The organism is Puia sp. P3 (genome assembly GCF_050632245.1).
Classification (GTDB): Bacteria; Bacteroidota; Bacteroidia; order Chitinophagales; family Chitinophagaceae; genus Puia.
The window spans coordinates 1,193,586-1,218,019 of sequence record NZ_CP192583.1 but is presented as its reverse complement, the minus strand read 5'-3'; the positions used below and the strand labels follow the sequence as shown (position 1 = coordinate 1,218,019).

The 24,434-nt window shown below is 50.9% G+C and carries 26 protein-coding genes, 5 tRNA genes and 1 pseudogene; 3 read left to right on the top strand and 29 right to left on the bottom strand.

The features are described from left to right. Positions 1-31 precede the first annotated feature (31 nt). The 10 genes and pseudogenes from ACQ86N_RS07045 to ACQ86N_RS07000 all read right to left on the bottom strand — a co-directional run bounded on the left by ACQ86N_RS07045 (position 32) and on the right by ACQ86N_RS07000 (position 5,287). Positions 32-1,135, bottom strand: a complete 1,104-nt coding sequence (locus ACQ86N_RS07045) for a hypothetical protein (protein ID WP_431214558.1) — start codon at positions 1,133-1,135, stop codon at positions 32-34. A 76-nt stretch (positions 1,136-1,211) separates the two neighbouring features. After that, positions 1,212-1,295: pseudogene (locus ACQ86N_RS07040) on the bottom strand (hypothetical protein); the annotation flags it as partial. After that, entirely contained in the window at positions 1,261-2,685 is a 1,425-nt protein-coding gene (locus tag ACQ86N_RS07035) for a hypothetical protein (RefSeq protein WP_431214557.1), read from the bottom strand. The pseudogene ACQ86N_RS07040 and the gene ACQ86N_RS07035, both read right to left, overlap by 35 nt. Before the next feature lie 342 nt (positions 2,686-3,027). Next, positions 3,028-3,189, bottom strand: coding sequence for a ribosomal protein bL12 (locus ACQ86N_RS07030; RefSeq protein ID WP_431214556.1), 162 nt, complete (start codon positions 3,187-3,189; stop codon positions 3,028-3,030). Positions 3,190-3,248: 59 nt separating this feature from the next. Beyond that, positions 3,249-3,410 (bottom strand): hypothetical protein, encoded by a 162-nt coding sequence (locus ACQ86N_RS07025; protein ID WP_431214555.1) that lies wholly within the window; start codon positions 3,408-3,410, stop codon positions 3,249-3,251. A 126-nt stretch (positions 3,411-3,536) separates the two neighbouring features. Then, positions 3,537-3,851 carry a 50S ribosomal protein L10 gene (gene rplJ / locus ACQ86N_RS07020; protein WP_431214554.1) on the bottom strand — a complete coding sequence of 105 codons (315 nt, stop codon included), beginning with the start codon at positions 3,849-3,851 and terminating at the stop codon, positions 3,537-3,539. Beyond that, positions 3,836-4,069, bottom strand: a complete 234-nt coding sequence (gene rplJ, locus ACQ86N_RS07015) for a 50S ribosomal protein L10 (RefSeq protein ID WP_431214553.1) — start codon at positions 4,067-4,069, stop codon at positions 3,836-3,838. The genes rplJ (ACQ86N_RS07020) and rplJ (ACQ86N_RS07015) overlap by 16 nt, the downstream gene beginning before the upstream one ends. 171 nt (positions 4,070-4,240) lie before the next feature. Then, positions 4,241-4,753: a 50S ribosomal protein L1 gene (gene rplA, locus ACQ86N_RS07010; protein WP_431217301.1), complete on the bottom strand. Its 513-nt coding sequence runs from the start codon at positions 4,751-4,753 to the stop codon at positions 4,241-4,243. 88 nt (positions 4,754-4,841) lie between these two features. Continuing rightward, the gene (locus ACQ86N_RS07005) at positions 4,842-5,057 is read right to left on the bottom strand and encodes a hypothetical protein (protein WP_431214552.1); all 216 of its coding nucleotides are present in this window, start codon (positions 5,055-5,057) and stop codon (positions 4,842-4,844) included. After that, entirely contained in the window at positions 4,970-5,287 is a 318-nt protein-coding gene (locus ACQ86N_RS07000) for a hypothetical protein (protein WP_431217300.1), read from the bottom strand. The genes ACQ86N_RS07005 and ACQ86N_RS07000 overlap by 88 nt, the downstream gene beginning before the upstream one ends. 726 nt (positions 5,288-6,013) lie before the next feature. On the opposite strand from ACQ86N_RS07000, the gene ACQ86N_RS06995 reads away from it, so the two are divergent. Continuing rightward, positions 6,014-6,268 (top strand): hypothetical protein, encoded by a 255-nt coding sequence (locus ACQ86N_RS06995; RefSeq protein WP_431218062.1) that lies wholly within the window; start codon positions 6,014-6,016, stop codon positions 6,266-6,268. A gap of 178 nt (positions 6,269-6,446) precedes the next feature. Here the strand turns inward: ACQ86N_RS06995 and nusG are convergent, their stop codons facing one another. From nusG to rpsU, 14 genes are all read right to left on the bottom strand, one after another. Further along, a complete protein-coding gene (nusG, locus tag ACQ86N_RS06990) occupies positions 6,447-7,049 on the bottom strand; it encodes a transcription termination/antitermination protein NusG (RefSeq protein ID WP_431214551.1) in 603 nt (200 codons plus the stop codon). A 22-nt stretch (positions 7,050-7,071) separates the two neighbouring features. Then, positions 7,072-7,269 carry a preprotein translocase subunit SecE gene (gene secE / locus ACQ86N_RS06985; protein WP_431214550.1) on the bottom strand — a complete coding sequence of 66 codons (198 nt, stop codon included), beginning with the start codon at positions 7,267-7,269 and terminating at the stop codon, positions 7,072-7,074. A gap of 94 nt (positions 7,270-7,363) precedes the next feature. Next, positions 7,364-7,434: transfer RNA gene (locus tag ACQ86N_RS06980), tRNA-Trp, on the bottom strand. A 152-nt stretch (positions 7,435-7,586) separates the two neighbouring features. After that, positions 7,587-8,774 carry an elongation factor Tu gene (gene tuf, locus ACQ86N_RS06975; RefSeq protein WP_431214549.1) on the bottom strand — a complete coding sequence of 396 codons (1,188 nt, stop codon included), beginning with the start codon at positions 8,772-8,774 and terminating at the stop codon, positions 7,587-7,589. Positions 8,775-8,893: 119 nt separating this feature from the next. Then, a tRNA-Thr gene (locus tag ACQ86N_RS06970) sits at positions 8,894-8,965 on the bottom strand. A 65-nt stretch (positions 8,966-9,030) separates the two neighbouring features. Next, positions 9,031-9,103: transfer RNA gene (locus ACQ86N_RS06965), tRNA-Gly, on the bottom strand. A 70-nt stretch (positions 9,104-9,173) separates the two neighbouring features. Continuing rightward, a tRNA-Tyr gene (locus ACQ86N_RS06960) sits at positions 9,174-9,255 on the bottom strand. Positions 9,256-9,289: 34 nt separating this feature from the next. Beyond that, a tRNA-Thr gene (locus ACQ86N_RS06955) sits at positions 9,290-9,362 on the bottom strand. 252 nt (positions 9,363-9,614) lie between these two features. Further along, positions 9,615-10,769, bottom strand: coding sequence for a hypothetical protein (locus ACQ86N_RS06950; RefSeq protein ID WP_431214548.1), 1,155 nt, complete (start codon positions 10,767-10,769; stop codon positions 9,615-9,617). Positions 10,770-11,537: 768 nt separating this feature from the next. Next, complete coding sequence (locus ACQ86N_RS06945; RefSeq protein ID WP_431214547.1) at positions 11,538-11,831, bottom strand: HPF/RaiA family ribosome-associated protein; 294 nt, start codon at positions 11,829-11,831, stop codon at positions 11,538-11,540. 201 nt (positions 11,832-12,032) lie between these two features. Then, a complete protein-coding gene (locus ACQ86N_RS06940) occupies positions 12,033-12,512 on the bottom strand; it encodes a tyrosine-type recombinase/integrase (RefSeq protein WP_431214546.1) in 480 nt (159 codons plus the stop codon). After that, positions 12,472-12,792: a site-specific integrase gene (locus ACQ86N_RS06935; protein ID WP_431214545.1), complete on the bottom strand. Its 321-nt coding sequence runs from the start codon at positions 12,790-12,792 to the stop codon at positions 12,472-12,474. Before ACQ86N_RS06935 ends, ACQ86N_RS06940 begins: the two co-directional genes overlap by 41 nt. Next, entirely contained in the window at positions 12,774-12,932 is a 159-nt protein-coding gene (locus ACQ86N_RS06930) for a site-specific integrase (protein ID WP_431214544.1), read from the bottom strand. Before ACQ86N_RS06930 ends, ACQ86N_RS06935 begins: the two co-directional genes overlap by 19 nt. A 229-nt stretch (positions 12,933-13,161) precedes the next feature. Beyond that, positions 13,162-13,359, bottom strand: coding sequence for a 30S ribosomal protein S21 (gene rpsU, locus ACQ86N_RS06925; RefSeq protein ID WP_431214543.1), 198 nt, complete (start codon positions 13,357-13,359; stop codon positions 13,162-13,164). Positions 13,360-13,544: 185 nt separating this feature from the next. Between rpsU and ACQ86N_RS06920 the strand changes: the two genes are divergently transcribed. Together ACQ86N_RS06920 and ACQ86N_RS06915 are read left to right on the top strand one after the other, a co-directional pair. Next, positions 13,545-14,135, top strand: coding sequence for a riboflavin synthase (locus ACQ86N_RS06920; RefSeq protein ID WP_431214542.1), 591 nt, complete (start codon positions 13,545-13,547; stop codon positions 14,133-14,135). Beyond that, positions 14,119-15,234: an SGNH/GDSL hydrolase family protein gene (locus tag ACQ86N_RS06915; RefSeq protein WP_431214541.1), complete on the top strand. Its 1,116-nt coding sequence runs from the start codon at positions 14,119-14,121 to the stop codon at positions 15,232-15,234. Before ACQ86N_RS06920 ends, ACQ86N_RS06915 begins: the two co-directional genes overlap by 17 nt. Before the next feature lie 59 nt (positions 15,235-15,293). Here the strand turns inward: ACQ86N_RS06915 and ACQ86N_RS06910 are convergent, their stop codons facing one another. From ACQ86N_RS06910 to ACQ86N_RS06890, 5 genes are all read right to left on the bottom strand, one after another. Continuing rightward, positions 15,294-16,733: a hypothetical protein gene (locus ACQ86N_RS06910; protein ID WP_431214540.1), complete on the bottom strand. Its 1,440-nt coding sequence runs from the start codon at positions 16,731-16,733 to the stop codon at positions 15,294-15,296. A gap of 8 nt (positions 16,734-16,741) precedes the next feature. Continuing rightward, on the bottom strand, positions 16,742-17,260 hold the full coding sequence (locus ACQ86N_RS06905) for a DUF5989 family protein (RefSeq protein WP_431214539.1): 519 nt from the start codon (positions 17,258-17,260) through the stop codon (positions 16,742-16,744). Positions 17,261-17,275: 15 nt separating this feature from the next. Next, positions 17,276-19,105 (bottom strand): carbamoyltransferase family protein, encoded by a 1,830-nt coding sequence (locus ACQ86N_RS06900; protein ID WP_431214538.1) that lies wholly within the window; start codon positions 19,103-19,105, stop codon positions 17,276-17,278. A 1,196-nt stretch (positions 19,106-20,301) separates the two neighbouring features. Then, positions 20,302-21,492: an SGNH/GDSL hydrolase family protein gene (locus ACQ86N_RS06895; RefSeq protein WP_431214537.1), complete on the bottom strand. Its 1,191-nt coding sequence runs from the start codon at positions 21,490-21,492 to the stop codon at positions 20,302-20,304. Positions 21,493-21,533: 41 nt separating this feature from the next. Beyond that, a complete protein-coding gene (locus tag ACQ86N_RS06890; RefSeq protein WP_431214536.1) occupies positions 21,534-24,434 on the bottom strand; it encodes a hypothetical protein in 2,901 nt (966 codons plus the stop codon).

The window sequence follows — 24,434 nt, the reverse complement described above, 5'->3', positions numbered from 1 at the left end:
AACCTTCTCGATCTTTTCCAGGGCAGCTTTCTCACGAACCTTTGCGTTCTTTATCCTTCTTCGCCCTCTGGAACAGCTTCTTCGAGATAACGACGCCTTCAGTACCGCTCGGAGCCTTCAGAGAGGCATCCTTTGCGTCACCCGCCTTGTCACCGAAGATGGCACGCAGCAGCTTTTCTTCCGGAGTAGGATCGCTTTCGCCCTTCGGGGTGATCTTACCGATCAGGATATCACCTTCCTTGATCTGGGCGCCGACACGGATGATACCGTTCTCGTCCAGGTCCTTGGTGGCTTCTTCCGATACGTTGGGGATATCCGGCGTTAGTTCTTCTTCACCCAGTTTGGTATCGCGGACTTCCAGCTCGTATTCGGAGATGTGGACGGAAGTAAAAGATCTTCCTTCACCACCTTCTCGCTGATTACGATGGCATCCTCGAAGTTGTAACCCTTCCAGTGGCATGAACGCCACCTTCAGGTTACGACCCAGCGCCAGTTCACCATCCTGAACTGCATAGCCCTCGGTCAGGAAGTCGCCTTCCTTTACCTTCTGGCCCTTCTTCACAGCAGGCTTCAGGTTGATACAGGTTTCCTGGTTGGTCTTGATGAACTTGGTCAGTCTATACACTTTCAGGTCTTCTTCAAAAGACACCAGCTTCTGTGAGTCATTACGATCATAGCGAACATGGATCTCGTTGGCATCGACGAACTCGACGACACCTTCGCCCTCGGCGTGAATCTGTATCCGCGCGTCACGGGCAGCCTTCGCTTCCAGCCCTGTACCGACGATCGGCATCTCGGGGCGGATCAGGGGCACGGCCTGACGCTGCATGTTCGATCCCATCAGCGCGCGGTTGGCGTCATCGTGCTCGAGGAAGGGGATCAGCGACGCACTCAGACCAACGATCTGATTCGGCGCTACGTCCATGAACTCTACCTCGCTCTTGTCGAGTATGGGGAAGTCACCCGTCTGACGGGAGACGATCTTTTCTTCGACGAAATTTCCCTTCTCGTCCAGCGCAATATTCGCCTGGGCGATCTTGGCAATATCCTCTTCTTCGGCGGAAAGATAAGTGAGTTTCTTCAGGTCGACCCGTCCGTCGGCGACCTTGCGGTAGGGGGTCTCGATAAAGCCCATTTCGTTGATCTTCGCGTGTACACAGCGTAGAGATCAGACCGATGTTCGGACCTTCCGGCGTCTCGATCGTACACAGACGGCCATAGTGGGAGTAGTGTACGTCACGAACTTCAAAGCCCGCACGCTCACGGCTCAGACCACCCGGTCCGAGGGCGGAGATACGACGCTTGTGCGTGATCTCGGACAAGGGATTCGTCTGGTCGAGAGAACTGGGACAACTGGCTCGTACCAAAGAAAGAGTTGATTACGGACGACAAGGTCCTGGCGTTGATCAGATCCACCGGAGTGAACACCTCATTGTCACGTACGTTCATCCGCTCGCGGATGGTACGCGCCATACGGGCGAGACCTACACCGAACTGAGCATACAACTGCTCACCGACCGTACGCACACGACGGTTGCTCAGGTGATCGATATCGTCTATTTCGGCCTTGGCGTTGGTCAGACGAACGAGATACTTAATGATCTCGATCATGTCTTCCTTTGTCAGCGTCTTCTGATCCAGCGGCTGGTTCAGGTTGAGCTTGCGGTTGATCTTGTAACGACCAACTTCGCCCAGGTCATAGCGCTTGTCGCTGAAGAATAATTTATCGATAATACCACGCGCAGTCTCGTCGTCCGGAGCGTCAGCACCGCGCAGCTGGCGGTAGATATGCTGTACCGCTTCCAGTTCGGAGTTGGAGGTATCCTTGTTCAGCGTGTTGTAAATAATGGCATAGTCGCCGCCGACGTCTTCTTTCTGGATGAAAACGCTCTTGACGTCCATTTCCACCACCATGTCGATGGCTTCTTCGTCAAGTATCGTATCACGCTCGAGCACGATCTCGTTACGCTCGATCGACACGACCTCACCCGTATCCTCATCCACAAAGTCTTCCACCCAGGTACGAAGTACGCGGGCAGCCAGCTTCTTACCGATATATTTCTGGAGGGCCTTCTTGTCGGCCTTTACCTCGTCGGCCATGCCGAACAGCTCAAGGATATCCTTGTCCGTTTCATAGCCGATCGAACGCAACAGCGTCGTAACCGGGAATTTCTTCTTCCGGTCGATGTAAGCATACATCACGTTGTTGATATCGGTAGCGAACTCCATCCAGGCACCCTTGAAGGGGATCACACGTGCAGAGTAGATCTTTGTGCCGTTGGGGTGGATCGACTGACCGAAGAATACACCGGGACTACGGTGCAGCTGGCTGACGACCACACGCTCGGCCCCGTTGATGACAAAGGTACCGCGGGGCGTCATGTAGGGAATATTCCCAAGGAACACGTCCTGAACGATCGTCTGAAAGTCCACGTGCTCTTCGTCATTACAACTCAAACGCAATTTGGCCTTCAGGGGGACCGCATAGGTCAGACCACGCTCCATACACTCTTCGATCGTGTAGCGGGGCGGATCGATGAAGTAATCCAGAAATTCCAGCATGAAAATATTCCGCGTATCGGTGATCGGGAAATTTTCTTTGAACACTTTGAACAAACCTTCGATATTGCGTTTGTCCGGCGTGGTCTCTAACTGAAAAAATTCTTTGAAAGATTGGATCTGCACTTCCAGAAGATCAGGGGTTTCGGCAAGGTGCTTGATTTTACCGAAATTGATCCTGTTTTTGCAATTTTGTTGAAGACATATTGTTTAAAACCGGTTTTTTTAATTCGACTTTCTACCCAAAATATCTAAGCTTTCTGCTCCGTTCCACGCAATTCGCCAACCGCAATCATTGATTATCATTGCTTTACAAATGTAAACGATTATCAATGAACAGTTTGGCGCAGGGAAACGGACCGCAAATGTAGCAAATATTCAATTACTACACAAATTTTGCTACAACTCCAAAAAAGCCAAAAAACCCCGGCCTCGGCCGGGAGTCGATGCGTTCTGATCGCTAAAACCTTACTGAATTTCTACTTCAGCACCGGTTTCCTTCAGCTTAGCTACGAGCGCCTCAGCGTCGGCCTTGCTTACACCTTCCTTAACGGGCTTCGGAGCGCCGTCAACGAGGTCCTTGGCTTCTTTCAGACCAAGACCGGTCAGGTCCTTACACAACCTTAACAACGTTCAGCTTGTTGGCGCCAGCGGCCTTCAGGATAACGCGTTGAAAGAGGTCCTTTTCTTCAGCCGCGGGAGCAGCTGCAGCACCGGAGACCAGCGGCAACGGCTACAGCAGCAGCTGCAGGCTCGATACCGTACTCTTCCTTCAGGATCTTAGCTAATTCGTTAACTTCTTTTACAGTCAGTCCTACTAACTGCTCAGCAAATGCTTTCAAGTCTGCCATAATTGTAAATTTTTCCGCCTTCACGGCTTGTTTATCTGCTCCGGCGTGAGGTTTTTAAAAAATTCGCTCTTGTCTTCACGCCCCAGAGCCTGGGCTTTATCTTACTCACCCGCTTCGCGGGTATCATTAATTCGCAGCACGGTCTTCCAGCGCCTTGATCAGACCTGCCAGCTTGTTGCCGGCATTCAGGCCGCTGATGACGTTCTTCGCAGGAGACTGCAGCAGACCGATGATCTCGCCGATAAGGTCCTGCTTGCTCTTCAGCGTAGTCAGTGCCTTCAGCTGGTCGTCGCCTTCGAACACGTCCCCGTCGATGAAGGCAGCCTTCAGAACGGGCTTTTCCGTATTTGCATCCTTGCGGAAAGAACTGATGATCATTGCAGGCTCCTTGGCGTTCTCGGAGAACAGCAGTGCCGTAACGCCGTTCAGCGACTCGAACATACCGCGCTGAAACGCGTGCTGTCGATGCTTTCCAGCGCCTTCTTGATCAGGGTGTTCTTAGCCACCTTCATCTCGACGTTCTTGTCGAAACAGATGCGGCGAAGCTTACCAACCTGCTCTACCGTCAACGACTCCGTGTTGGTGACGTAGAAGTTGTTATATTGATTGAACTTGTCTTTCAACAGTTCAATTACTTCGTTCTTTTGATCTTTGTTCATATCCACTTGCTTTGTAGGCCCCGGCTTACACCGGGCCCGGTGAAATCAATTTTTATTGGATGAATGCTTTTGCGTCCAGAGCGATCCCGGGGCTCATAGAGCTCGCCATGAAAACACTCTTCACATAAGTACCCTTTGCCGTAGCCGGCTTAGCCTTGATGATGGCGTTGATCAGCTCCCCGGCTGTTCTCCTGCAGCTTCTCGGGAGAAAAACTTACCCGGCCGACAAGAAGCATGGATAATACCAGCCTTGTCTACCTTGAAAGCGATCTTACCACCCTTGACCTCGTTGACAGCAGCAGCGACATCATTCGTTACCGTGCCGGTCTTGGGGTTGGGCATCAGGTTCCGGGGACCCAGTACCTTACCCAGCTTACCGATCTTAGGCATGACAGAAGGAGTGGCGATGATCACATCCACGTCTACCCATCCGCCTTCGATCTTTTGTATGAATTCATCCAAACCTACATAGTCAGCACCGGCATTCTTTGCATCGTTTTCCTTGTCAGGCGTGCAAAGTACCAGTACCCGCTTGGTCTTACCCGTACCGTGAGGCAGGTTCACCGTTCCACGAATGGACTGGTCAGCCTTCTTGGGATCCACACCAAGGCGGATATGAAGGTCGACAGAAGCGTCGAACTTCGTAGTATTCACTTCTTTCACCAGGGAAGAAGCTTCCTTCAGCGTATAAACTTTATTTTTATCAACCTTCGCTGCAACTGCTTTTCTTTTTTCGCGATAGCCATCTCGTAATGATTTAATAGTTAGGGAATTAATTGGCCCAGGGAGCTTTTCCCTCGACGGTGATACCCATGCTACGGGCAGTACCGGCTACCATGCGCATTGCACTCTCGACAGTGAAGCAGTTCAGGTCAGGCATTTTGTCCTTCGCGATCGCTTCTACCTGCGTCCAGGTAACCTTTCCAACTTTGTTACGATTCGGCTCCTTTGAACCACTCTGCAGTTTGGCGGCTTCCAGCAGCTGCACGAGCCGCCGGCGGGAGTCTTGATAATAAATTCGAACGATTTGTCGGTGTAGACGGTAAGGAGAACAGGGAGGACCTTACCCATCTTATCCTGGGTCCTGGCATTGAACTGCTTGCAGAACTCCATGATATTCACACCCTTAGAACCTAACGCCGGCCCGATAGGAGGAGCAGGATTGGCTTGACCGCCCTTAACCTGCAACTTAACATAACCGGAAATCTCTTTTGCCATGTTACTTTTTTTGGTGTTAACGTCCCCTCCGCGCCTAAAAAGAATATTTAAACCCGTCGGAAACTCCCAAACCAACTCTTGTAAGAACTTTCTATTTGGGGACGCAAAGGTAACATTTTTTCCCAATTCCACCACTATTTCCCCCACTTTTCCCAACATTTCCCTCCCCCACCTTCTTCCCAACCCTCCCCAAATCCATCCCGCCAGCTCTTCCCAACCCCTTACCTCGGGACCCGACTCCCAGGGCCGGCGTGGCGTGCTGTGTAAGCCGCCTTTGGGCCGACGCCCCAACAAAGAACCTACCGCCCATCCTCACCCCTGCCCACCACTATCCTACCACCCACCCATAGTAGGCCGAACAGCGTAGTCCTTCGTCGGAGCTGCTTCGCCACGCTCCCCCTCGGCCGTAACCTTCGGTCCCTCGGTTACAGTTCACGCCACCGCAAGCCCCCGAACAAGTCGACGCCCCGCAAACCCTCTCCCCACAAGACTTCCCCCGGCAACCATTACCCGGAATCCCCACCCCTCGCGAGTTTTGTGAACAATTTTTTAGCCCATTTTTTTATATTTGAATATTTCTGACTAACTTTTGCATTCATAATCCATTACAATTCACATAACAACTTAAAACGCTCAACACACTATGTCAAAGTCTAAGAAAAAGCCGGCAAAAAAAGCAGCTCCTAAAAAAGCAGCTAAGAAGGCTGTCAAGAAGGCTGCAAAAAAGTGGTAAAGAAGGCCGCTCCTAAGAAGGCTGCTCCCAAGAAAGCTGCGAAAAAGAAAGTCGCAAAGAAAAAAGCAGCCCCTAAGAAAGCAGCTAAAAAGGCAGCTCCAAAAAAAGCCGCTAAAAAAGCAGCTAAGAAAGCCGCCAAAAAAGCGCCCGCTAAAAAAGCACCCGCCAAAAAAGCGCCGGCAAAAAAGCAGCTCCTAAAAAAGCCGCCAAAAAAAGACCTTCGGCCCCCAAGCCTAAGCCCGCCGTAGTTGTGCCCACCCCCGAGCCTACAACAACAGAACCCATCACCAGCGCTTACGACGAGCCGACAAGCACACCCACTTTCGACTTCGATAATGACAATGACAGCAACAACTAATCTATAGGTGCATATAATGTAAAAGCCCTCTAAAAGAGGGCTTTTTTAATTCCATATATCAACTAACGCTAAGCGATCTTCTCTACCTGCATATAGTTCAACTCCACAGGCGTACTGCGACCAAAGATCTTCACCGTCACCTTCAGCTTCTTCTTCTCGTCATTCACCTCCTCGATAATACCGTTAAAGTCATTGAACGGCCCCTCGATGATCTTGATCGTCTCACCAATGATGAACGGCTCACTCATACTCATGCTGCCCGACTCGGCCATCTCATCCATCTTACCCAGCATCTTGTTCACCTCAGCCTTCCGCAATGCGATCGGATTCTCCTTTCCTAAAAAATGAATGACACTATTCGTATTCTTGATCGTCTCCTTCAAATCGTCTCCGAGCTTGCCATCCGTCACCTCAACCATCACATACCCGGGATAATAGTTGCGCTCACGCATCACCTTCTTACCATTCTGTACCTTGTATACCTTCTCCACCGGCAGAAACACCTGCTTCACGATCTCGCTCCACCCACCACGGGAAATCTCCTTGTCCAGGTACTCCTTTACCTTACGCTCCTTACCACTCACAACCCGGAGGACATACCACTTGGTCTCCGGCTGGGGTTTACCTTCCGGTTGGGGCTTGACGTCTTGTTGATTAATCGTTTCTGTCATAAAATAAGTTTTGCAGGCAATATCACTTCCCAAACAACGAATAAACGAAATGCAGGATCGAACTGGAAACAAAGTCCATGATCCATACAAGCAACGTGATCAGCAACGTCGCAACCAATACAATGATCGTCGACGACTGTAATTGAGGCCAGGTAGGCCAGGTCACTTTTTCCAGCAACTCCTTATATGACTCGCGGAAATAGGTCGTGATTTTGTTCATTTTTATTGTTTTTATGCCAGTCCGTCTGAATCACTCACCCCCTTCAACTCGGAACCAGCCTTCACTCAAAAGACGCCTTCGGCGTCTTAAGCTGCACGGGCACTAGGATTCGAACCCAGATCTAAGGTTTTGGAGACCTCTATTCTACCTTTGAACTATGCCCGTATCTTGTTTATTCAAATCGGACGATGCCGATTTAAAGTCTGAAAGCTATCCCGAAGGCAATCGGAACAGCTTTCAGAACTTCACAAAGATATAAAAAATTGACTACAGAGACTATCAGATTCGTCAGATTCCTATCTGATTGCCCCATCAAATTACTTGATGATCTCGGTTACCTGACCGGCTCCTACCGTACGACCACCCTCACGGATAGCGAACTTCAGACCCTTTTCCATGGCGATGGGCTGAATCAGCACAACGTGCAGGGAAGTGTTATCACCAGGCATAACCATCTCAGTACCAGCAGGCAGAGTAACTTCACCCGTTACGTCCGTAGTACGGAAGTAGAACTGGGGACGATACTTGTTGAAGAACGGCGTGTGACGGCCACCTTCTTCCTTGCTCAGCACATATACTTCACCCTTGAACTCAGTGTGAGGAGTGATAGAGCCGGGTTTGCAAAGAACCATACCACGACGGATCTGAGTCTTTTCAACACCACGGAGCAGCAGACCTGCGTTGTCACCAGCTTCACCCTGATCCAGCAGCTTGCGGAACATTTCAACACCTGTAACGGTGGAGTTCAGCGGCTGATCCTGCAGACCAACGATCTCGATAGCTTCACCTACCTTGATACGGCCTCTCTCGATACGACCCGTAGCAACAGTACCACGACCCGTGATAGAGAACACATCTTCAACAGACATCAGGAAAGGCTGATCGACCGGACGGGGAGGCAGGGGAATATAGCTGTCAACAGCTGCCATCAGCTCGTCGATTGCCGCAACCCACTTGTCTTCACCAGCCAGGGCGCCAGTTGCAGAACCCTTGATGATCGGAGTATTGTCGCCGTCAAAGCCGTAGGAAGACAACAGCTCGCGGATTTCCATTTCAACAAGTTCCAGGAGCTCAGGATCGTCCACCAGGTCTACCTTGTTCATGAAAACAACGATACGGGGAACACCTACCTGACGAGCCAGCAGGATATGCTCTTTCGTTTGAGGCATCGGGCCGTCAGTCGCAGCAACTACCAGGATAGCGCCATCCATCTGAGCAGCACCGGTGATCATATTTTTTACATAGTCAGCGTGACCGGGACAGTCCACGTGCGCGTAGTGACGGTTAGCCGTCTGATACTCGACGTGTGCTGTGTTGATGGTAATACCCCTCTCCTTTTCTTCCGGAGCTGCATCGATCTCATCATATTTTTTTGCTTGCGCCAACCCTCTTCCAGCCAGAATAGAGGTGATAGCAGCAGTCAAAGTGGTTTTACCATGGTCAACGTGACCAATCGTACCAACGTTAACGTGGGGTTTGTCCCTCTTGAAGGTCTCTTTTGACATTGTTATCTGTTTTTAAAGTTGTGTTTAAAAATTCTGATGCGGCACCCCTTCTCGGAAAAGCACTCCGCAATATTCGTAAATCTTGATCTTCCAGTCTTGCTATCTCAAAAAAACTACTGAGCCGTTGAAGAGAATTGAACTCTCGACCTCTTCCTTACCAAGGAAGTGCTCTACCCCTGAGCTACAACGGCTGATTAAGTCCAGTGGCTTCACACCTGCGGCATACACCCGCCGCCATCTACTTTCCTTGAACCTGAGCGGAAGACGAGGTTCGAACCCGCGACCTACAGCTTGGAAGGCTGTCGCTCTACCAACTGAGCTACTTCCGCATATTCCCTAAAAGAACATTAACCCGTTTAACCGGGGTCCCGCTGCAGCAGGACCCCGGAAACTGAGTTGTGGGCAAGGATGGATTCGAACCACCGAACTCCGAAGAGGACAGATTTACAGTCTGTTGCCGTTGGCCACTGGCTACTTGCCCGGCTAAATTCCTGGGGAACCGTTCTCCCCTCACGAGCCGGAGAAGGGAATCGAACCCCCGACCTACTGATTACAAATCAGTTGCTCTACCAACTGAGCTACTCCGGCTTATAACTCACCCCAAAACCCTTAAAACACTGATCTACTGTTTTTTTTGGGAAGGCAAAGGTAGGTATTATTGTCAAAATCAAAAATTTTAAACCGCTTTTTTTACATCCAATTTTCTTTTTCTCTCCCCAATCAGTAAAACAACCCCGATCACTAACAAAACAACCACCGAAATCACCCCCTCGGCGACAAGATCCTTGCAGTAGTAATACAACCGCACCCTGTTCTCACCCTTTCGCAAAGATACACCCATTAGCCCCCTTCCTCCAAATAAACCCCGGAACCGCTCCCCTCCTCCCTCCACCTCCCGTAATAAGTCTGCTGGATCACCATCCTGCAGCTATCGTCCGCCTCCACATCGATCGCTATCCGGTCATAACGCAATTCCACCGCATCTACACGCAGCCTCGTACTATCCTTCGAAAAAGCAAACGGCCCCCATAACAACCTTCTATACCTCCCCGCGTCCATAACATAGTCGTAATAAGCCTGAGAATGCGTATGGGACGCGAAAACACCAGGCGCCGTCACCTTCATCGCATTCACACTCGTATGCGGATCCCTTCCCAGTATCCTCGCCACCCTCGCAGCCGGCGAAAACAGATAAGTCCCCGCATCCTCCCGATAAAAAGCCGCCGCACTCCCGTCATAAACGCCAGGCGGAGTCTTCGTCAATCCGGACAACGGCATCATCGCAAACACCCCCGCGGCCAGATCCAGTAACCCAAACACCAGCAGCCTCGGCCCACTCCTGTAAACCCACGGAAAAAAACACAGTACCGCCAGCATCAGCAGCTGAAAGCAACCCGACAAATAATAAAAATCATACAATAGCTTCGTCTTCAGCAACTCCCTGCCGGCGCCCGACAACAGACAAACTCCGACCAGCACACCCGCTATACCCGCGCACCAGCGCACAACACGCATATCCCCTCTGCCCTCAAACAGCCTGTCCAGTTCCGGCGCCGCCCACACAAAAACGACCAGCATCAAAAAAACACCTGCACTATGCGAAAACCCAAATGCCCCCATCAACGGCAGATGATGCGCCGCCCAGATCCTCACCGGCGTACTTCTCCCCAGCGTAAACAGCAGCGTAAACAGGAACCCGGCCAGCAACACCCCGTCCCTGAAAGAAAACACCTTCCTTTTCAGCCCGGTCACAAAAGCCAGCACGATCAGCAGCCCCATATAGAGGTTGTTGTTGAACACCAATACTCCCGCCACCGGCAGCAAAAGACTGATCGGATAATTCCAGGCGAAATATTCGGTATTGACATGCTCATCCTCCGCCCGCGTCCCCCGCGAATAATAGGACAGGTACTCGTAAAAGGAATGAATAGCCGGTAACGACAACAACACCATCACCAGCAACGCCAATAACCCCAAACCCAATAGCCCCGGCACATCCTTCTGCCGCCCGGTAAGATACATCCTGCACGAATAAGCCAGCATCACCCAAACGATCCCATATCCGAGATAGATCAGGAAAGACGGATACCCGCAGACAAGCAGCAGCCACATAACCACCCCAAGTTTGACAGCGGAATATAAATCCCCTCCCTTTAGCATCCGATAAAAAATGCAGCGCCCACGGCAAAAAAGCAAAGCTCCCAACCCAACTCATGAACTCGGAGATGGTAGCAGCATAGCCGCCACAGCCATAGGCAACAGCCATCAGAACACAGCTGTAAAAGCTGCCCGAAAAATTCCGCACAAAATAAAAACAGCCGACGGCGCCGATCACATAACAAAGCAAAAACTCCACCGCCAGCAACGCCGCATTGTAGTTGAACAACCACGCCAGCAATAGCGCTATCGGGTTCCACCCGGAGGACTGCATATCGCAGTGTATCGGATAACTCCCCGACATAAAAGGGTTCCACCACATGAATTCATGATGCCTGAAAGCATCGCTCATGTACATACGGACAGGCAGGTAATACTCTATCTGGTCATTCCTTAGCGAAAAACGCAGCAACAACAACCCATAAGGCACAACTACAGCCAGCACAACGATCATCAAAGGCAGACTACGGCTCCATTTTAACCGATGCTGAAAATTCATGTCCGCAATATAACGCGGACTTTGCCCAAAACCACCCGTCCCTGTCCCATACCCACAAAAAAAAGACCCCCGATCGGAGGTCTTTAATTTTAAATAATTTTTTTAGGCTAGTGTCTTATCTTTTTTCTTTTTACCTGATTGACCAGCGAATCAAAAGCGCTGTCAAAGGATTCTTCAAAAGATTTTGAGGAGCATTTTACGAAAAAATGATGCCTGGGAACATGGACCCTGATTTCAGCTATCTTGTCCTTGATAGTGTGGACCACATTGTCAAGCTTCAGGAACACATCTACTTTGATAATTCTGTCATGGAAGGTGCTTAATTTGGTCATTTTTTTGTTTACGTAATCTACCAGTTTACCGTCTGCATCGAAGTGCACAGTTTGAATGTTTACGTTCATAGCATTCCCATTTTTTAATCAGTGAACAATAAATTAAAGAACTACTGCTGCGAGAAAGTCGTGGATAAGGTTCAGACAACGCGAATAGTGAGACAATGAAGTTAACCTATCAAATGGTTTTTTCCAAATAAAACGCAGAATTTATGCGGCTACAAACGTTAAAATGACCACTAAAAAATATTGCGCCAACCCCAATTTTTTTTATGCTTTAGGATGCGCTCTTTTATAGACATCCTTCAATTTTTCAATAGTATTATGCGTATACACCTGCGTCGCCGCCAGACTCGCATGGCCAAGCAACTCCTTAACAGCGTTCAGCTCGGCACCCGCATTCATCAGATGCGTGGCAAACGTATGCCGCAACACGTGCGGACTCTTCTGATCGATCGTCGTCACCTGCGCAAGATACCCGTGCACGACCCGGTATATATATTTGGGATATAGCTTCTTCCCCTTCGCTCCCACCAGCAGATACTCGGTATCCGGATTCTCCAGCTCCGCCCTCTTCCTGGCACAATATTCCTTTACCATCCCGATCAGCACCGGACTCACCGGTATCACCCTCTCCTTATTTCCCTTGCCCACAACTTTAACAGACCCATTCCCACTATCCACCTGCCGCTCCCTCAACCCTACCAATTCACTGAGCCGCATCCCGGTATGATACAGAATAGCCAGCACCAGCCGGTTCGTCCCCCCCCCAGTCGTCCGCAAACCTCACCTGATCAAAAAGTACCGCCATATCTCCCTGCTCGACATATACCGGCAGCCGCTTCCGGCTTTTCGGCGCAATAATGGCCCCCATCGGCGACTGTTCCACCCCACCCGTCTTCAACTGATACTTATAAAAGGACTTCAACGAAGATATTTTCCGGTTTACTGACCTCGGACTCAGCCCTCCATCCCGCAGCGAAGCCAGCCAGCTCCTCACGATCGCCGCCTTCACCTCCCCCAACCCCATTCCCCCAAACTCCAGCTGGATAAAATCAAAAAAGCCACCAGGTCATCCTGATAGCTCCGTATCGTATGCGCAGAATACCTCTTCTCGAACTTCAAATAGTCGAGGAAGGACTGCACCGGTATTCTCGCATCAAACTCCATAACTTCCTCTAAATTAAACAATCTAATCCATTCCCCCACCCCGGCGCCACGCCCCGGTCACCCACGCCCCGGCTCTCCAACCCTGATCCCCCGACCCAAAACCACACTTGAACCGCCCCACCCTCCTCCACTTCCAAAACCACCCGGTGAACCGTCCCATACCATCCACCCCAAAACAAAAAAGGCTGACCCCTGACGGGACAGCCTCACAAATTTATAAGTAGCAATGCTATTTCTCGAACTTGCCGGTGGCAACCTGCTGTTTGTAGATCGCCTTCAACACCTGACCCCTCCGTTGAACAGAAGGCTTGGTGTACGACTGACGCTCTCTCAACTGCAACAAGGTTTTAGCCTTTTCGAATTTCTTCTTGTACTTCTTCAGCGCTTTGTCGATATTCTCGCAATCTTTGGAATCGATGATTAACATTTTTATATACCTCCTTTAAGTGGACAGCAAAGATAGGCTAAATTCCCGAAAAATCAACCTCCTCCCTTCCAAAAATCAATCTCCGGCCCCAAAAATATCACAAACCATCCCTGGATACCCTACCAAAATCCCACATCCGCCCGGCCAAAAACCAAATCTCCTCCAAAAAACCGATCTTTACCCCCATGTTTACCGGAATCATCGAATCACTGGGAAAAATACACTCCCTGGAAACCAGCGGCACCAACAAAACCTACTGGGTCGAATCCACCCTCGGACCCCAGCTAAAAGTCGACCAATCCCTTTCCCACAACGGCGTCTGCCTCACCGTTGAAGAGACCGGCGGCAACCTCCACCGCGTCACCGCTATCGAAGAAACCCTCGAAAAAACCAACCTCGGCGACTGGCGGCCCGGCGACCTCGTCAACCTCGAAAGATGCATGGTCATGAACGGCCGCCTCGACGGCCACATCGTCCAGGGACACGTCGATACCACCGCCACCTGCCTCGAACGCACCGACAAGGACGGCAGCTGGGAATTCCGGTTCGAATTCCCCAAAAAATTCAGCCACCTCGTCATAGAAAAAGGTTCCATCAGCCTCAACGGCATCAGCCTCACCATCTTCAACGTCAAAAAGACCAAATTCGACATCGCCATCATCCCATACACATTCGAGCACACTAATATTCAATCAGTTACCCCCGGAAGCAAAGTGAATCTGGAATTTGATATCATCGGAAAATACGTATCGAGGCTAAATGACCTCCAGCAATAACCCGCCTCCGGCCCTAAGAAGCAGGCTTTTCCGGACCGTCTTTTACACGGCCTACCTCCTTATAGTAGTTTTTATTTGCCTGGAGATCATCCTGCGTATCTATTATCCTTTTCCAACAAGGATCCGTGGCGATCGTTTCGAATTATCGACCAATACCACGTTCCGCATCCGCAATCACACATTCCCCCGTCTCGACAGTGTCATAATAAACAGACGGAACAGCATCGGCTTCCGCGGCAGCGAACCAGCCCGGGATATGACCGGCCGCCTCAGCATCCTTGCCGTCGGAGGCAGTACCACCGCTTGCACCTACCTCAGCGAAGGCCGGACATGGACCGACCTGATGGAACAAAAACTTTCCAAACCGTTCCCATCCGTCTGGATCAACAATGCCGGAATAGACGGACATTCTACCTACGGTCACTACAACCTTCTCCGCTACTATCTTCCTTCACTTGCATTCCGGCCGAAGATTGCCCTCTTCCTCGTCGGCTTCAATGACGTGAACAGACGGGACCTCGACAGCAACGAACGATCCTATGATGACTATCCCGGCTCCAGGATCCGGAAATGGGCGCTCCTTCATCTCGAAACGGCAAATCTGCTCTTTGATCTCAAGAACACACTATTCCCCGTCAGCATCTTACCTCCCGCCAGCGAAGATTCGTCCGGAGGACCTCCGCTCAGTCATCAGGAAATGGACTCCGCCGTAAAAAGTCAGGATTGCCTGCTTACCGCCTACAGACAAAGACTATACCGGCTAATTGATATTTGCCGGCTTAGCAATATCCGACCGGTATTCATCACTCAGCCAATGGCCGTCGACACCTCCTCCCCGCCAGGGAAATGGCAGTTGCTCTGGCGGGAGCTTCAACCCTATAATGAAACCACCAGACAAGTAGCCCGCGAAAAAAATATACTTTGTATAGACCTGGCGGAAAAAATGCCCCGGGATACCGCTTTTTACTACGACAAACTGCACTACACCAACAAAGGCGCTGAAAAAGTATCGGAGATCATCTGCCAGGACCTTTCGCCCTGGCTCGGCACAAACTTCCCTGAGCTCAGACCAAAACCCGGCCCCGCGGTCAATAGGTGAGCAGCCTGAAACTCTTTTTGTCGAACACGACCAGTTGATCCTCCGGCCCCGCTATCCATTTACGCACGGGTCCACTTATTTCCACCCCATCCCCTGCAAACCTTCGCCTTACAGTCACCGCGGGGGCGAAAAAATACCCCCGGCGGCGCAGCCAGCGCCTTCGCTTCGATTCTGTCACCCAGCAGCAACTCCTCATCTCTCGAAAGGTGATTGACTACCACTATCCCCGTCGTATCGATTCCCGAGAGCACCAGCGCTTCCGAAAATCCCAGCCGGAATATGAACGCCCCGTCTTTCTCATCCGGCAAATTGACTATGAACAGGTGGCTTGCTTTACGCCTGTTATCCGCCAGAAAAAGGATCTTTTTGGTGATAGCCGATGCCTCCGCCCAGTTGCGATTTCCCTTTTCAAGGAAAAAGACCATATATCCCAGGACCAACGTTCCTGATAACAGCACCCAGCGCCCGCGCCCCAAAAAGATCAGCATCAGCGCTATCAGGCAGCACACGAACACAGACGGCAGGTACAGCATCCGGTCACTCTCCGAAGTACGCGTACTTACCGCCGTCAGCATCGGCAAAATGCAGGAGACAACCAGCATTCCCGACAGAGCAGACGCATAGCCCCTCAGAGCGGACAATCCCCGCGAACGGCGGTAAAACACCACCCCGCACACCGAAAGCCCGACCAGCAGTATCGCAGCCAATAAACACATTCTGTAACTATCGTCATCCGGCGGGAGCAATAGACGGGCCCCAACCTTAGCCGCATTGGAAAAATATATTCCGGCCCCTCTCTTAAAAAACAGCCCTCCATATTCCCCGGCCAGACCGCCCGAGAAAACCACCCTTGCTGCTATATGCGCTGCCAGCACAATTCCAAACGCAATTCCCCAGCGGAATAACTCTCTCCTTTCCGTCCTTTGTACATATAGAACGACTATACACAACACTGGCAGCACTATCGCCGTCTCATATCCAGCCATGCCGAAAAAATAAAAGCACCCTACCCATGCCCGCTTTCCAACAGGGTCGCCATGACCGCACAACACTACCAGAGAAGCAAGACCGAAGAATGCAGCCAGCAACGCTCCTCTCCCGAGCACCCAGTTGATACCCTCACTATGAAATGGATAGACCAGAAATAAAACAGCAGCCAACAACGCATATGCCCTCTGTTGCCGCATATCATCCGTCCATTTCCAGCGCAGACAAAATAAAAATAAAAGATAGCTGTTCACCCCATGAAGGAGAATGTTGAAAAGGTAATATCCCCAGGGATCGACCCCTCCTAACTTATAATTGATCAGAAGCGTGATATCCGATAGCGGCCGGAAAAACCCTGGGGTTCGGATATCCCCGTCCAGACCGACCCTCTTTATCACCTCAAAATCATCCGAGGCAAACGTCCTGGAAAAATTGGAAAAGAAAAGACAAACCGAACCGGTAATCAACAAAAAAAGCCGCGCAAAAGGCGCCAGCATTCTCTTTGTGTTCATCCCCGTGCCTACCATGGGTGGATCATATCCTCTTTTTTATAGGTGTGTCCCCTTTCTATGAAACAGCTGTCACCATCCGGACGCCGGCGAAGACCTATCTTCCCCATCCATCTGGCCACAACGGCAATGGGCAGAAGTAACAAACAATAGACCACCGTTAGCAGGATCCTCCCCGACACTTCACCCATCATCTTCGACAGCCACATCCATGCACTATGTACGACCATCCTGAACAGCGGCGATAGTATCCCCAGCAACCCGACGACGACCGCCGCGACAAGCAGCCATTGCGCCCTCCTGAAAAACCAGACGGACACCAACGCAATCACGATTACCAACAGCGTCTCCAGTTGCTTGTCTTTTTCCATGAAACAATCACTAAAAAAGTGTGTAAATAAAGGGAGCAAGCGCCGAGCTTCCCCAAGAACGATCAGCAGGCCTAAAAGGATCAGAACAATGATCAACGGCGCCAGCCACCATTTTTTTCTGGCCTTCAAAAATGCCCACAAATCCTTCAAAAAATCCATAACCCTGATTTAGTATTAAGTATCACTCTGCACAATATACTCTTTCTTGCCAAATATATAATTCCCTATAACCAAATAATCTATCTGCGTTTGACCGAAACACCGGAAGGCATCTTCAGGGCTGTTTACGATCGGTTCATCCCTGACATTAAAACTTGTGTTGACAACTACCCCGTACCCTGTTTCCGCTTCAAGGTTTCGCAGCAGCTGCCAGAACAAAGGATTGGTACGCTTATCAACGGTCTGTATCCGGGCCGAGTAGTCGACATGCGTAACGGCAGGGATATCGCTTTTCATAAGATACAGCTTGTCCGCCCACCCACGGCCTTCAAAATCCGCAGGCACCGGTATTTGCCTGCTCCTCTTCACCTCCTTTACCAGAAGCATATACGGCGAAGAACTCGTCAGCTCGAAATATTTGCCGGCTTCCTCCGCCAATACGGCCGGCGCAAATGGCCTGAACCCCTCCCTCATCTTGATCGAAAGATTCAGCTTTTTTTGCATTTCCGGACTACGGGCGTCCGCCAGTATGCTCCTCGCACCCAATGCCCTTGGACCAAACTCCGACCGCCCCTGAAACCACCCCACGATATTTCCATCCGCGATCAACTTCGCCGTCGCCGTGGTCAACTCCGCCGGATCGCTGAACATGCGGTGCGGATAGTTATACTTCCTTGCTACCGGCAAAATATCCGTTTCGCCGTATTCCGGGCCGAGCAACGAGCCGTGCATGGCATCCGGAAACTCAACCCGCCGCTCCTTCCCGAAATAGATATATTGAGCCGCCAACGCAGCCCCCAGCGCACCACCGGCATCCCCCGCGGCAGGCTGTATGAACATCTGTTTAAATAATTCCGCGCTGTCCAGTTTGCCGTTAGCGACACAATTCAGCGCTACTCCACCCGCCATACAAAGGTTCTCGCATCCGGTCAGCTCCTTCAATTCCCGCGCAAGCCGCATGACCACCTCCTCCGTCACCTCCTGAACCGCCAGCGCCATATCGCAATACCGCTGGTCCAACGGACCATCTTCAGTCCGCCGCGGAAAACCAAACAATTGCTGCCATACCCGGTCTTTCACCATCCTGTCCCCGGTAGCGTAGCCGAAATTTTCCTGATGAAGGAATATGGACCCGTCCTCCTTTATCGTAACCAGCTTCGTCTTTATGATCTCCACCATCCTCCGGCAATCCGCCCCATCCCGGTTCCCATAAGGTGCCAGCCCCATCAGCTTGTACTCGCCACTATTCACCGCGAATCCACAATAATAGGTGAACGCCGAATACAACAATCCCAGCGAATGCGGGAAATCCAGCTGCTTCAGTATAGTAATATCCTTTCCACTTCCTCTGCAAAGCGACATCGTAGCCCACTCTCCCACCCCGTCCAGCGTTAAGATAGCCGCATCCTCAAACCCCGAAGGATAATAGGCGCTGGCCGCATGCGAAAGATGATGCTCGGGAAAAAGCAACGGAACCTTTCGCTTGTCCAGCGGCCCCAGCTTCCCCAGCTCCCTGTACAATATTTTCTTTAAGAATAGCTTCTCCTTTATCCAGACAGGCATGGCCTGCAAAAAAGATCCGAGTCCGGACGGCGCAAAGGAATAGTATGTTTCCAGCAGACGTTCGAACTTCAAAAATGGCTTATCGTAAAAAGCAATGGCATCGAGCTCGCTCAGCCGAATCCCCGAATAATGAAGACAGAACTCAACAGCTTTCGAGGGAAATCCTGGATCGTTCTTGATCCTCGAGAACCTTTCTTCCTGCGCCGCAGCCACGATCACTCCGTCCTGGATGATCGCCGCCGCCGAGTCATGATAAAATGCCGAAATGCCAAGTATCTTCATGCAGGGCCAAATTTGCAAAAAATCCCTATCTTCCCGGATTTAATGAGATTTCTGCGCAAAATACTGCTCGCCCTCGTTATCCTCATTGTTTTGGCCGTAATCAAAATAGTCCTTCAAAAACGGCTCCCGCATTCACTTCAATTTCATTTCAACCTGCTCAGCTGCATCCAGCTGATTACACTTTCCTGGGCCGTGATCACAGGCATCCTCGAATCCACCGCATGGAAAAACCTGCCTCATCTAGAAGCCCGCAGGAAAAGTTTCCTGACCTTCGTCTTCCTTTTGTGTTCTTTTGAAACAGTCAGCTATTTGATGATCCACCACCCCTCATCCATCCCCCGCATCCTGTTACCCACCGCAAAATACTACTATAACAACTACACGCGGAATATCGTTCAGTTCGACCCGGCCATGTCCCGGTACGACAGCTCACTTTTCTACCGGCTGATCAGCGACAACCGATGCCTGTTCAGCAATATCGAATTCTCCGACAGCATTTATACAGACTCCCGCGGCTTTCGCGACGATAGCCACGCACTGGACTCTCCAGGCATCGTATGCCTGGGAGATTCATACACGCTCGGCTGGGGCGTACAACAACACGAAGCTTTTCCATCTCTTTTGCAGCAAATGACCGGGACTACCGTTCTCAATACCGGAATGTCCTCCTACGGAACAGCAAGGGAACTCGCCTCCATAAGATACCTCAACCGATCAGCACTCCGCACCGTCATCATTCAATACTGTAGCAACGACGCCGAGGAGAACGAGGCTTACGTGCGCAACGGCGACAAGCCCTTCATCTCTCCGCCATCCGTATACGACTCGGCCAAAGACGTGCTGAAATGGAGCACCACCTGGTTTCCCTTCAAATATTTCTGCACATCGGCCAAGATCTTTCTTGCCCGGCAGGTCATCCCGGCTGCCTCCAAAGCCTTTCTGCACGGGCCGTCGGGCAAAGAGGACACCGCCCGTTTCGACAAGGAAGCAAGCCTGTTCCTCGAAGTCCTGAAAGGATCGGACCTCAATTTCGACAGCGTAAACGTGTATGTCTTCAACATCGAAGCCTACGACGATCTGTCCGAAAAATTCATCTCCGCGCTGGAGAGACAGCTAGCCGGCGCCATCCCGAAAACGCAGTTCAAAGACCACGTTCACACGGTGCATATAGAGCATCTGTTTACTCCCGCTGACTACTACATTCTGGATGACCATATCAGACCTTCCGGCCATATCAAGCTCGCAAACGCCCTTGCCGGCGCTATCGGGTATAGCCTCCCGGCATCTGCCGCAATACCGGCCCGAGCTGGCCGGCTACCGATCTCCGCTACCAGCCTCGCCCCTTCATTGGTAAAATGGGACATATCATAATAATAAAGGCTATTCTTGGGCATCATCCGCGCCAGATCGATAAGTAATATCCCCTTTTCCCTGCAAACCTCCCGAACCACGTCATTATACTGCTCCAGCATCGCCCATATCAGTTTTCCGTTCATGTCATGATCCCCAGGATCGGTAGGATACAGCTCCAGATCGGCATGCGTAACCGGATCCTTCCCCGCTCCGAACAGATTGGGCTGGGTCATCAGCACCGGTGAGATATGCCACGCCAGACAGGTGTCCACCAACTGCAGCAGCCTGCCCCGGTAGGCATCGAGATAAGGCCCCTGCAACGCCATCCGCCTCCTGACCACCGTGTCCGCCAACGGCCTCCGCTGCGTGCTGTCCAGGACAATACACTCATCCGTTGTGTTGTTGAACTTCTGCGCCCTCCAACCCCTGACGAAATTGAGCACCAGATTGAGCACTTCGCTGTTCTCGAAAATATAATGCCGCCAGTCCGCAGCCGACCCACGCGTATTGAGCCTGTCATGAAATGTGGGCCCGTCGTTCTCTACGTCGTTGATACCCGTTAGGAATATCACCACGGAAGGTCGCAGCTGTTTGACAACCCCATTGAGCAGTACTATATGTCCATAAGTGGAATGTCCGTCAAGCCCCGCGTTATTAACCCAGCACCCCGGCAGCGAATCGGAAAGTTTCAACCCCAACAGATAGGGCCACGTCTTCTCATCGTTCAGAAAATGACATTCGGTCGTGCTGCCACCGATCGTTATGATTTTCAGTAGCCCACCGCCTGTATCCGGCAGCTCGGGGCCCCGAAAGCCAAGGGAATTGCGGGTATTGACGATCTTCGGATCCAGCCGGGGATTGATTCGATTGGTAATGATTTGCTTCTGATTGGCTGGAAGCACGATGCGGTCTCCTTTTAGCCTGAAATGAAAAGGATTGTATACACGCAGACCGATCTCCAGCAGCAGGAAAACTGCAAAAAGTACATACAACAAATAGACAGCCCTCCGGAAAATGCTGCGCTTTGCGGTCATCTCAGACGTATTAAAGAATTGGGTCAGCCCAAGATACCGTTTTATTTCATAAGATACATTTTCCCGTATCCATTGTTGAAGTATTTGTCGGTATTATCACCCGAAGCCTTATACTTATCCAGCGACTGACCATTTAGATTCGTGACCACATGATACAGATATACCCCATTTGCAAGCCTCGAACCGTACATATCCGTTCCGTTCCATTTGAACTCTGTAATATTCCGCCCGACATGCAGCGGCCCAAGCTCTTCCTTGGTTATTTCACGGACGATCTTACCGGTTATGGTCAGTATCTGTATCTTAATGTTCTGGGGTACTTCGCTGCCCGTGATCGTGAACACAAAGGCAGTCGACGTCGTAAAGGGGTTCGGATAGTTCAGCATATTCGAGATCATCGCCTTCGTAATGATCTTAAAGCTTACCCTGTAAGGCGTTGCACCCGCAGCATTGCCCAGTTGGTCCTTGCCGGTGACGATCAGTGTATAAGTATCGCCGTCCGCGGTATACTGCTTCAGGAACGCCGGGTTGAAGTCCACCGTCGCCACGTTATTCGTCGAACTCGCCGCCGGTATGAACCTTAGCGTGTCGCTGTTGAACCCGTAGGTATGCAAAGACCCGTCGGGATACTTTAGCTGCACGCTTATCATCGAAGTGTCATTCAGCAGCAGATACTGAGACTGACTCTGCAGCTTTATCTGGATATGCGGTCTCGCGGACACGATATCGTTGTTCAGGATATGAACATTGTCAAAGGTCACATCGAGCGTCGGACTCCTGCTGTCCCCCTTCACATAAAATGCCTTATACAGAAAGTTATTGAAGAGATATTGCTCGGGCTGGTCATTGTCCGGGTTAAAGCTGACGTATAGCGTGTTTGCACCGGCATACGTCTTTGTATCAAGGATATAATCCAGCCTCAGAGTATCGCCGCTGATCAGCGGTTTCCTCCGCGGAAGCGCTATCGTATGCATTACATTGCTCTTGTCCAGGATATACAACTTTATCCGCATGCTGTCAAAAGCGTAAGGGCTCACATTTTTGAACGCAATGGCAAATTCGTATGGCTGGCCCAGAACGACAGTATCCGGCGCTTTCAGCAATACAGACGGCGCCAGCGCCCCTTCCGGAACGGGCGTATAATTTACCCTCCACGTTTTCAACTGGTAAGGCTGCCCGTGTATCGTATCGGCAGTCGTCATTTGTAGTTTTACAAAGGGATACCGTTTCGCATCTACGGCGGAAATATCAAAATCCTGTGCCGCCCTGTTCAGCGCATACAAGGTATCCTGTCTTCCCAGCGTATCGACACCGATCACACGTATCCCTACCGTATCCGTGGCGGGACTACTCAAATCCACTCCCTTCCAATGAACAGCTCCCCACTTTTTGGCCGGGCCGAATTGCGGCGACACAACGTTTCCTTTCAGAATTGGACCCGGGCACAAAGACTCCAGCGTTACAAAATCGGTCATCTTGTCCCCCATCTTATACTGCGGCGCGAACGACGGATCACCTTTCTTATAAATAAATACAAACGCCCTTGGCCTGGTGAACGAATCTATAATAGCCATGCCCGCGCTCAACAGCCTGTCGCGCAGGGAATTCCCAGGACCAACACCCGGAAGTGACGTGTCGGCAAGCCAGTCGGACGCGTAGACATTCCCGGACTGATAGTCAAAAGGAATGTTTTTTACAGTCACCCAGTATCCGTTCGGGATGCTGTCCATAAAACGGACCATCCTCTGACGGTCTGTCGCATCCATATAGGTAAATTCGAAATTCCAGTTTCTCGACGGCGCACAGTTCGCATCGCCGCTGCCGCTGAGATGCAGGTTGTTGCCATTGGCGTCGACATTCTTCCAGGCCTTGAAATTCACCGGATCAAATACGTTGAAGATCAGAGACTGCCCGACGCAGGCGCTCTGGATATCCTGATTCCCGTCGACGGCTACCGCGAACTGATTGTCGAAGGTACCACCGTCAGGATAGACCGCGTTTGTCTGGTAAATATCATGGTTGAACGGCTGAAATTGCCACTGACGATTCGTCGCCATCTGCATATTTGTTGCGGTGGACTGCTGATGCTGAAAATAATGAGACTGATTAAAACCCTCCGTACTATGCGCCGGATCGATATATATAAAGGAGGCATTGTTCCAGGTGTAGTTTCCTCCAGGATTGGTCGGTACTATCCCCACTCTCCAGTAATATACCACACTGTCCATAAAAACGATCCCCGGATCGAACTCCAGAATTCCGCCAGACGTGGTTAGCGTCTTCGATACCTTCAGTGCAGAATTGAAATTTTGTGTCGTGTCCACCTCCATGATATATTGCTGCGGAGCAGCAAGGGGATTGGAAGTCGACGCGATCAGCTTTGATGACGACGCGTTGATGATCGAATAATTATATGGATATACCGGCGTAGCCTCATCCTGATAGACGAACACATCCGTGGTAACCGAATTATTGGCGTAAGTTACTTCATTGATGAGCTTGTCCGGATTGATGGAAACCGTAATCTTATTATCCCCCTTGTCTCTCGATCCCACAATAGGAATATTGAGCTCGATGGAATCGGCATATTTTATGGCAGGGATCGTTTTGGTCAGGATGATGTCCGTAGTTCCATTCGGATAGGTTCGTTTTACCTGGACTACCACATTCCCCGAGACCGCCTGGCCAAGATTGTAAAAACGCGCCTTCATCGTGAACGAATTGTTGGAAATGGATACAAAGCTGGGGTTGATATCCACTCCCGAGGACTCGATGGCGTAGTCGGTAGGACCCTGGTTAAGCTTTATGAACGGGTCACCATGCGTCGTCATCTCCTCCGCATGCAACCGCGCGAAATAGTCGGTCGGCGCAACATTCATGAGATTCTGCAGTGCATCCTTTTGCAAAACGCCCAGCGGCTTTCCGTAATCCAGGCTGTCCAT

Excerpts from the sequence above, each read along its gene's own strand:
- ACQ86N_RS07045 (WP_431214558.1), bottom strand. The coding sequence starts at position 1,135 with ATGGGCTTTATCGAGACCCCCTACCGCAAGGTCGCCGACGGACGGGTC.
- ACQ86N_RS07025 (WP_431214555.1), bottom strand. The coding sequence starts at position 3,410 with ATGGCAGACTTGAAAGCATTTGCTGAGCAGTTAGTAGGACTGACTGTA.
- rplJ (WP_431214554.1), bottom strand. The coding sequence starts at position 3,851 with ATGTTCGAGTCGCTGAACGGCGTTACGGCACTGCTGTTCTCCGAGAAC.
- rplJ (WP_431214553.1), bottom strand. The coding sequence starts at position 4,069 with ATGAACAAAGATCAAAAGAACGAAGTAATTGAACTGTTGAAAGACAAG.
- ACQ86N_RS07000 (WP_431217300.1), bottom strand. The coding sequence starts at position 5,287 with ATGGCAAAAGAGATTTCCGGTTATGTTAAGTTGCAGGTTAAGGGCGGT.
- nusG (WP_431214551.1), bottom strand. The coding sequence starts at position 7,049 with ATGACAGAAACGATTAATCAACAAGACGTCAAGCCCCAACCGGAAGGT.
- secE (WP_431214550.1), bottom strand. The coding sequence starts at position 7,269 with ATGAACAAAATCACGACCTATTTCCGCGAGTCATATAAGGAGTTGCTG.
- tuf (WP_431214549.1), bottom strand. The coding sequence starts at position 8,774 with ATGTCAAAAGAGACCTTCAAGAGGGACAAACCCCACGTTAACGTTGGT.
- ACQ86N_RS06945 (WP_431214547.1), bottom strand. The coding sequence starts at position 11,831 with ATGAACGTAAACATTCAAACTGTGCACTTCGATGCAGACGGTAAACTG.
- ACQ86N_RS06935 (WP_431214545.1), bottom strand. The coding sequence starts at position 12,792 with ATGGGGTTGGGGGAGGTGAAGGCGGCGATCGTGAGGAGCTGGCTGGCT.
- ACQ86N_RS06930 (WP_431214544.1), bottom strand. The coding sequence starts at position 12,932 with ATGGAGTTTGATGCGAGAATACCGGTGCAGTCCTTCCTCGACTATTTG.
- rpsU (WP_431214543.1), bottom strand. The coding sequence starts at position 13,359 with ATGTTAATCATCGATTCCAAAGATTGCGAGAATATCGACAAAGCGCTG.
- ACQ86N_RS06920 (WP_431214542.1), top strand. The coding sequence starts at position 13,545 with ATGTTTACCGGAATCATCGAATCACTGGGAAAAATACACTCCCTGGAA.
- ACQ86N_RS06915 (WP_431214541.1), top strand. The coding sequence starts at position 14,119 with ATGACCTCCAGCAATAACCCGCCTCCGGCCCTAAGAAGCAGGCTTTTC.
- ACQ86N_RS06910 (WP_431214540.1), bottom strand. The coding sequence starts at position 16,733 with ATGAACACAAAGAGAATGCTGGCGCCTTTTGCGCGGCTTTTTTTGTTG.
- ACQ86N_RS06905 (WP_431214539.1), bottom strand. The coding sequence starts at position 17,260 with ATGGATTTTTTGAAGGATTTGTGGGCATTTTTGAAGGCCAGAAAAAAA.
- ACQ86N_RS06900 (WP_431214538.1), bottom strand. The coding sequence starts at position 19,105 with ATGAAGATACTTGGCATTTCGGCATTTTATCATGACTCGGCGGCGGCG.
- ACQ86N_RS06895 (WP_431214537.1), bottom strand. The coding sequence starts at position 21,492 with ATGACCGCAAAGCGCAGCATTTTCCGGAGGGCTGTCTATTTGTTGTAT.
- ACQ86N_RS06890 (WP_431214536.1), bottom strand. The coding sequence starts at position 24,434 with ATGGACAGCCTGGATTACGGAAAGCCGCTGGGCGTTTTGCAAAAGGAT.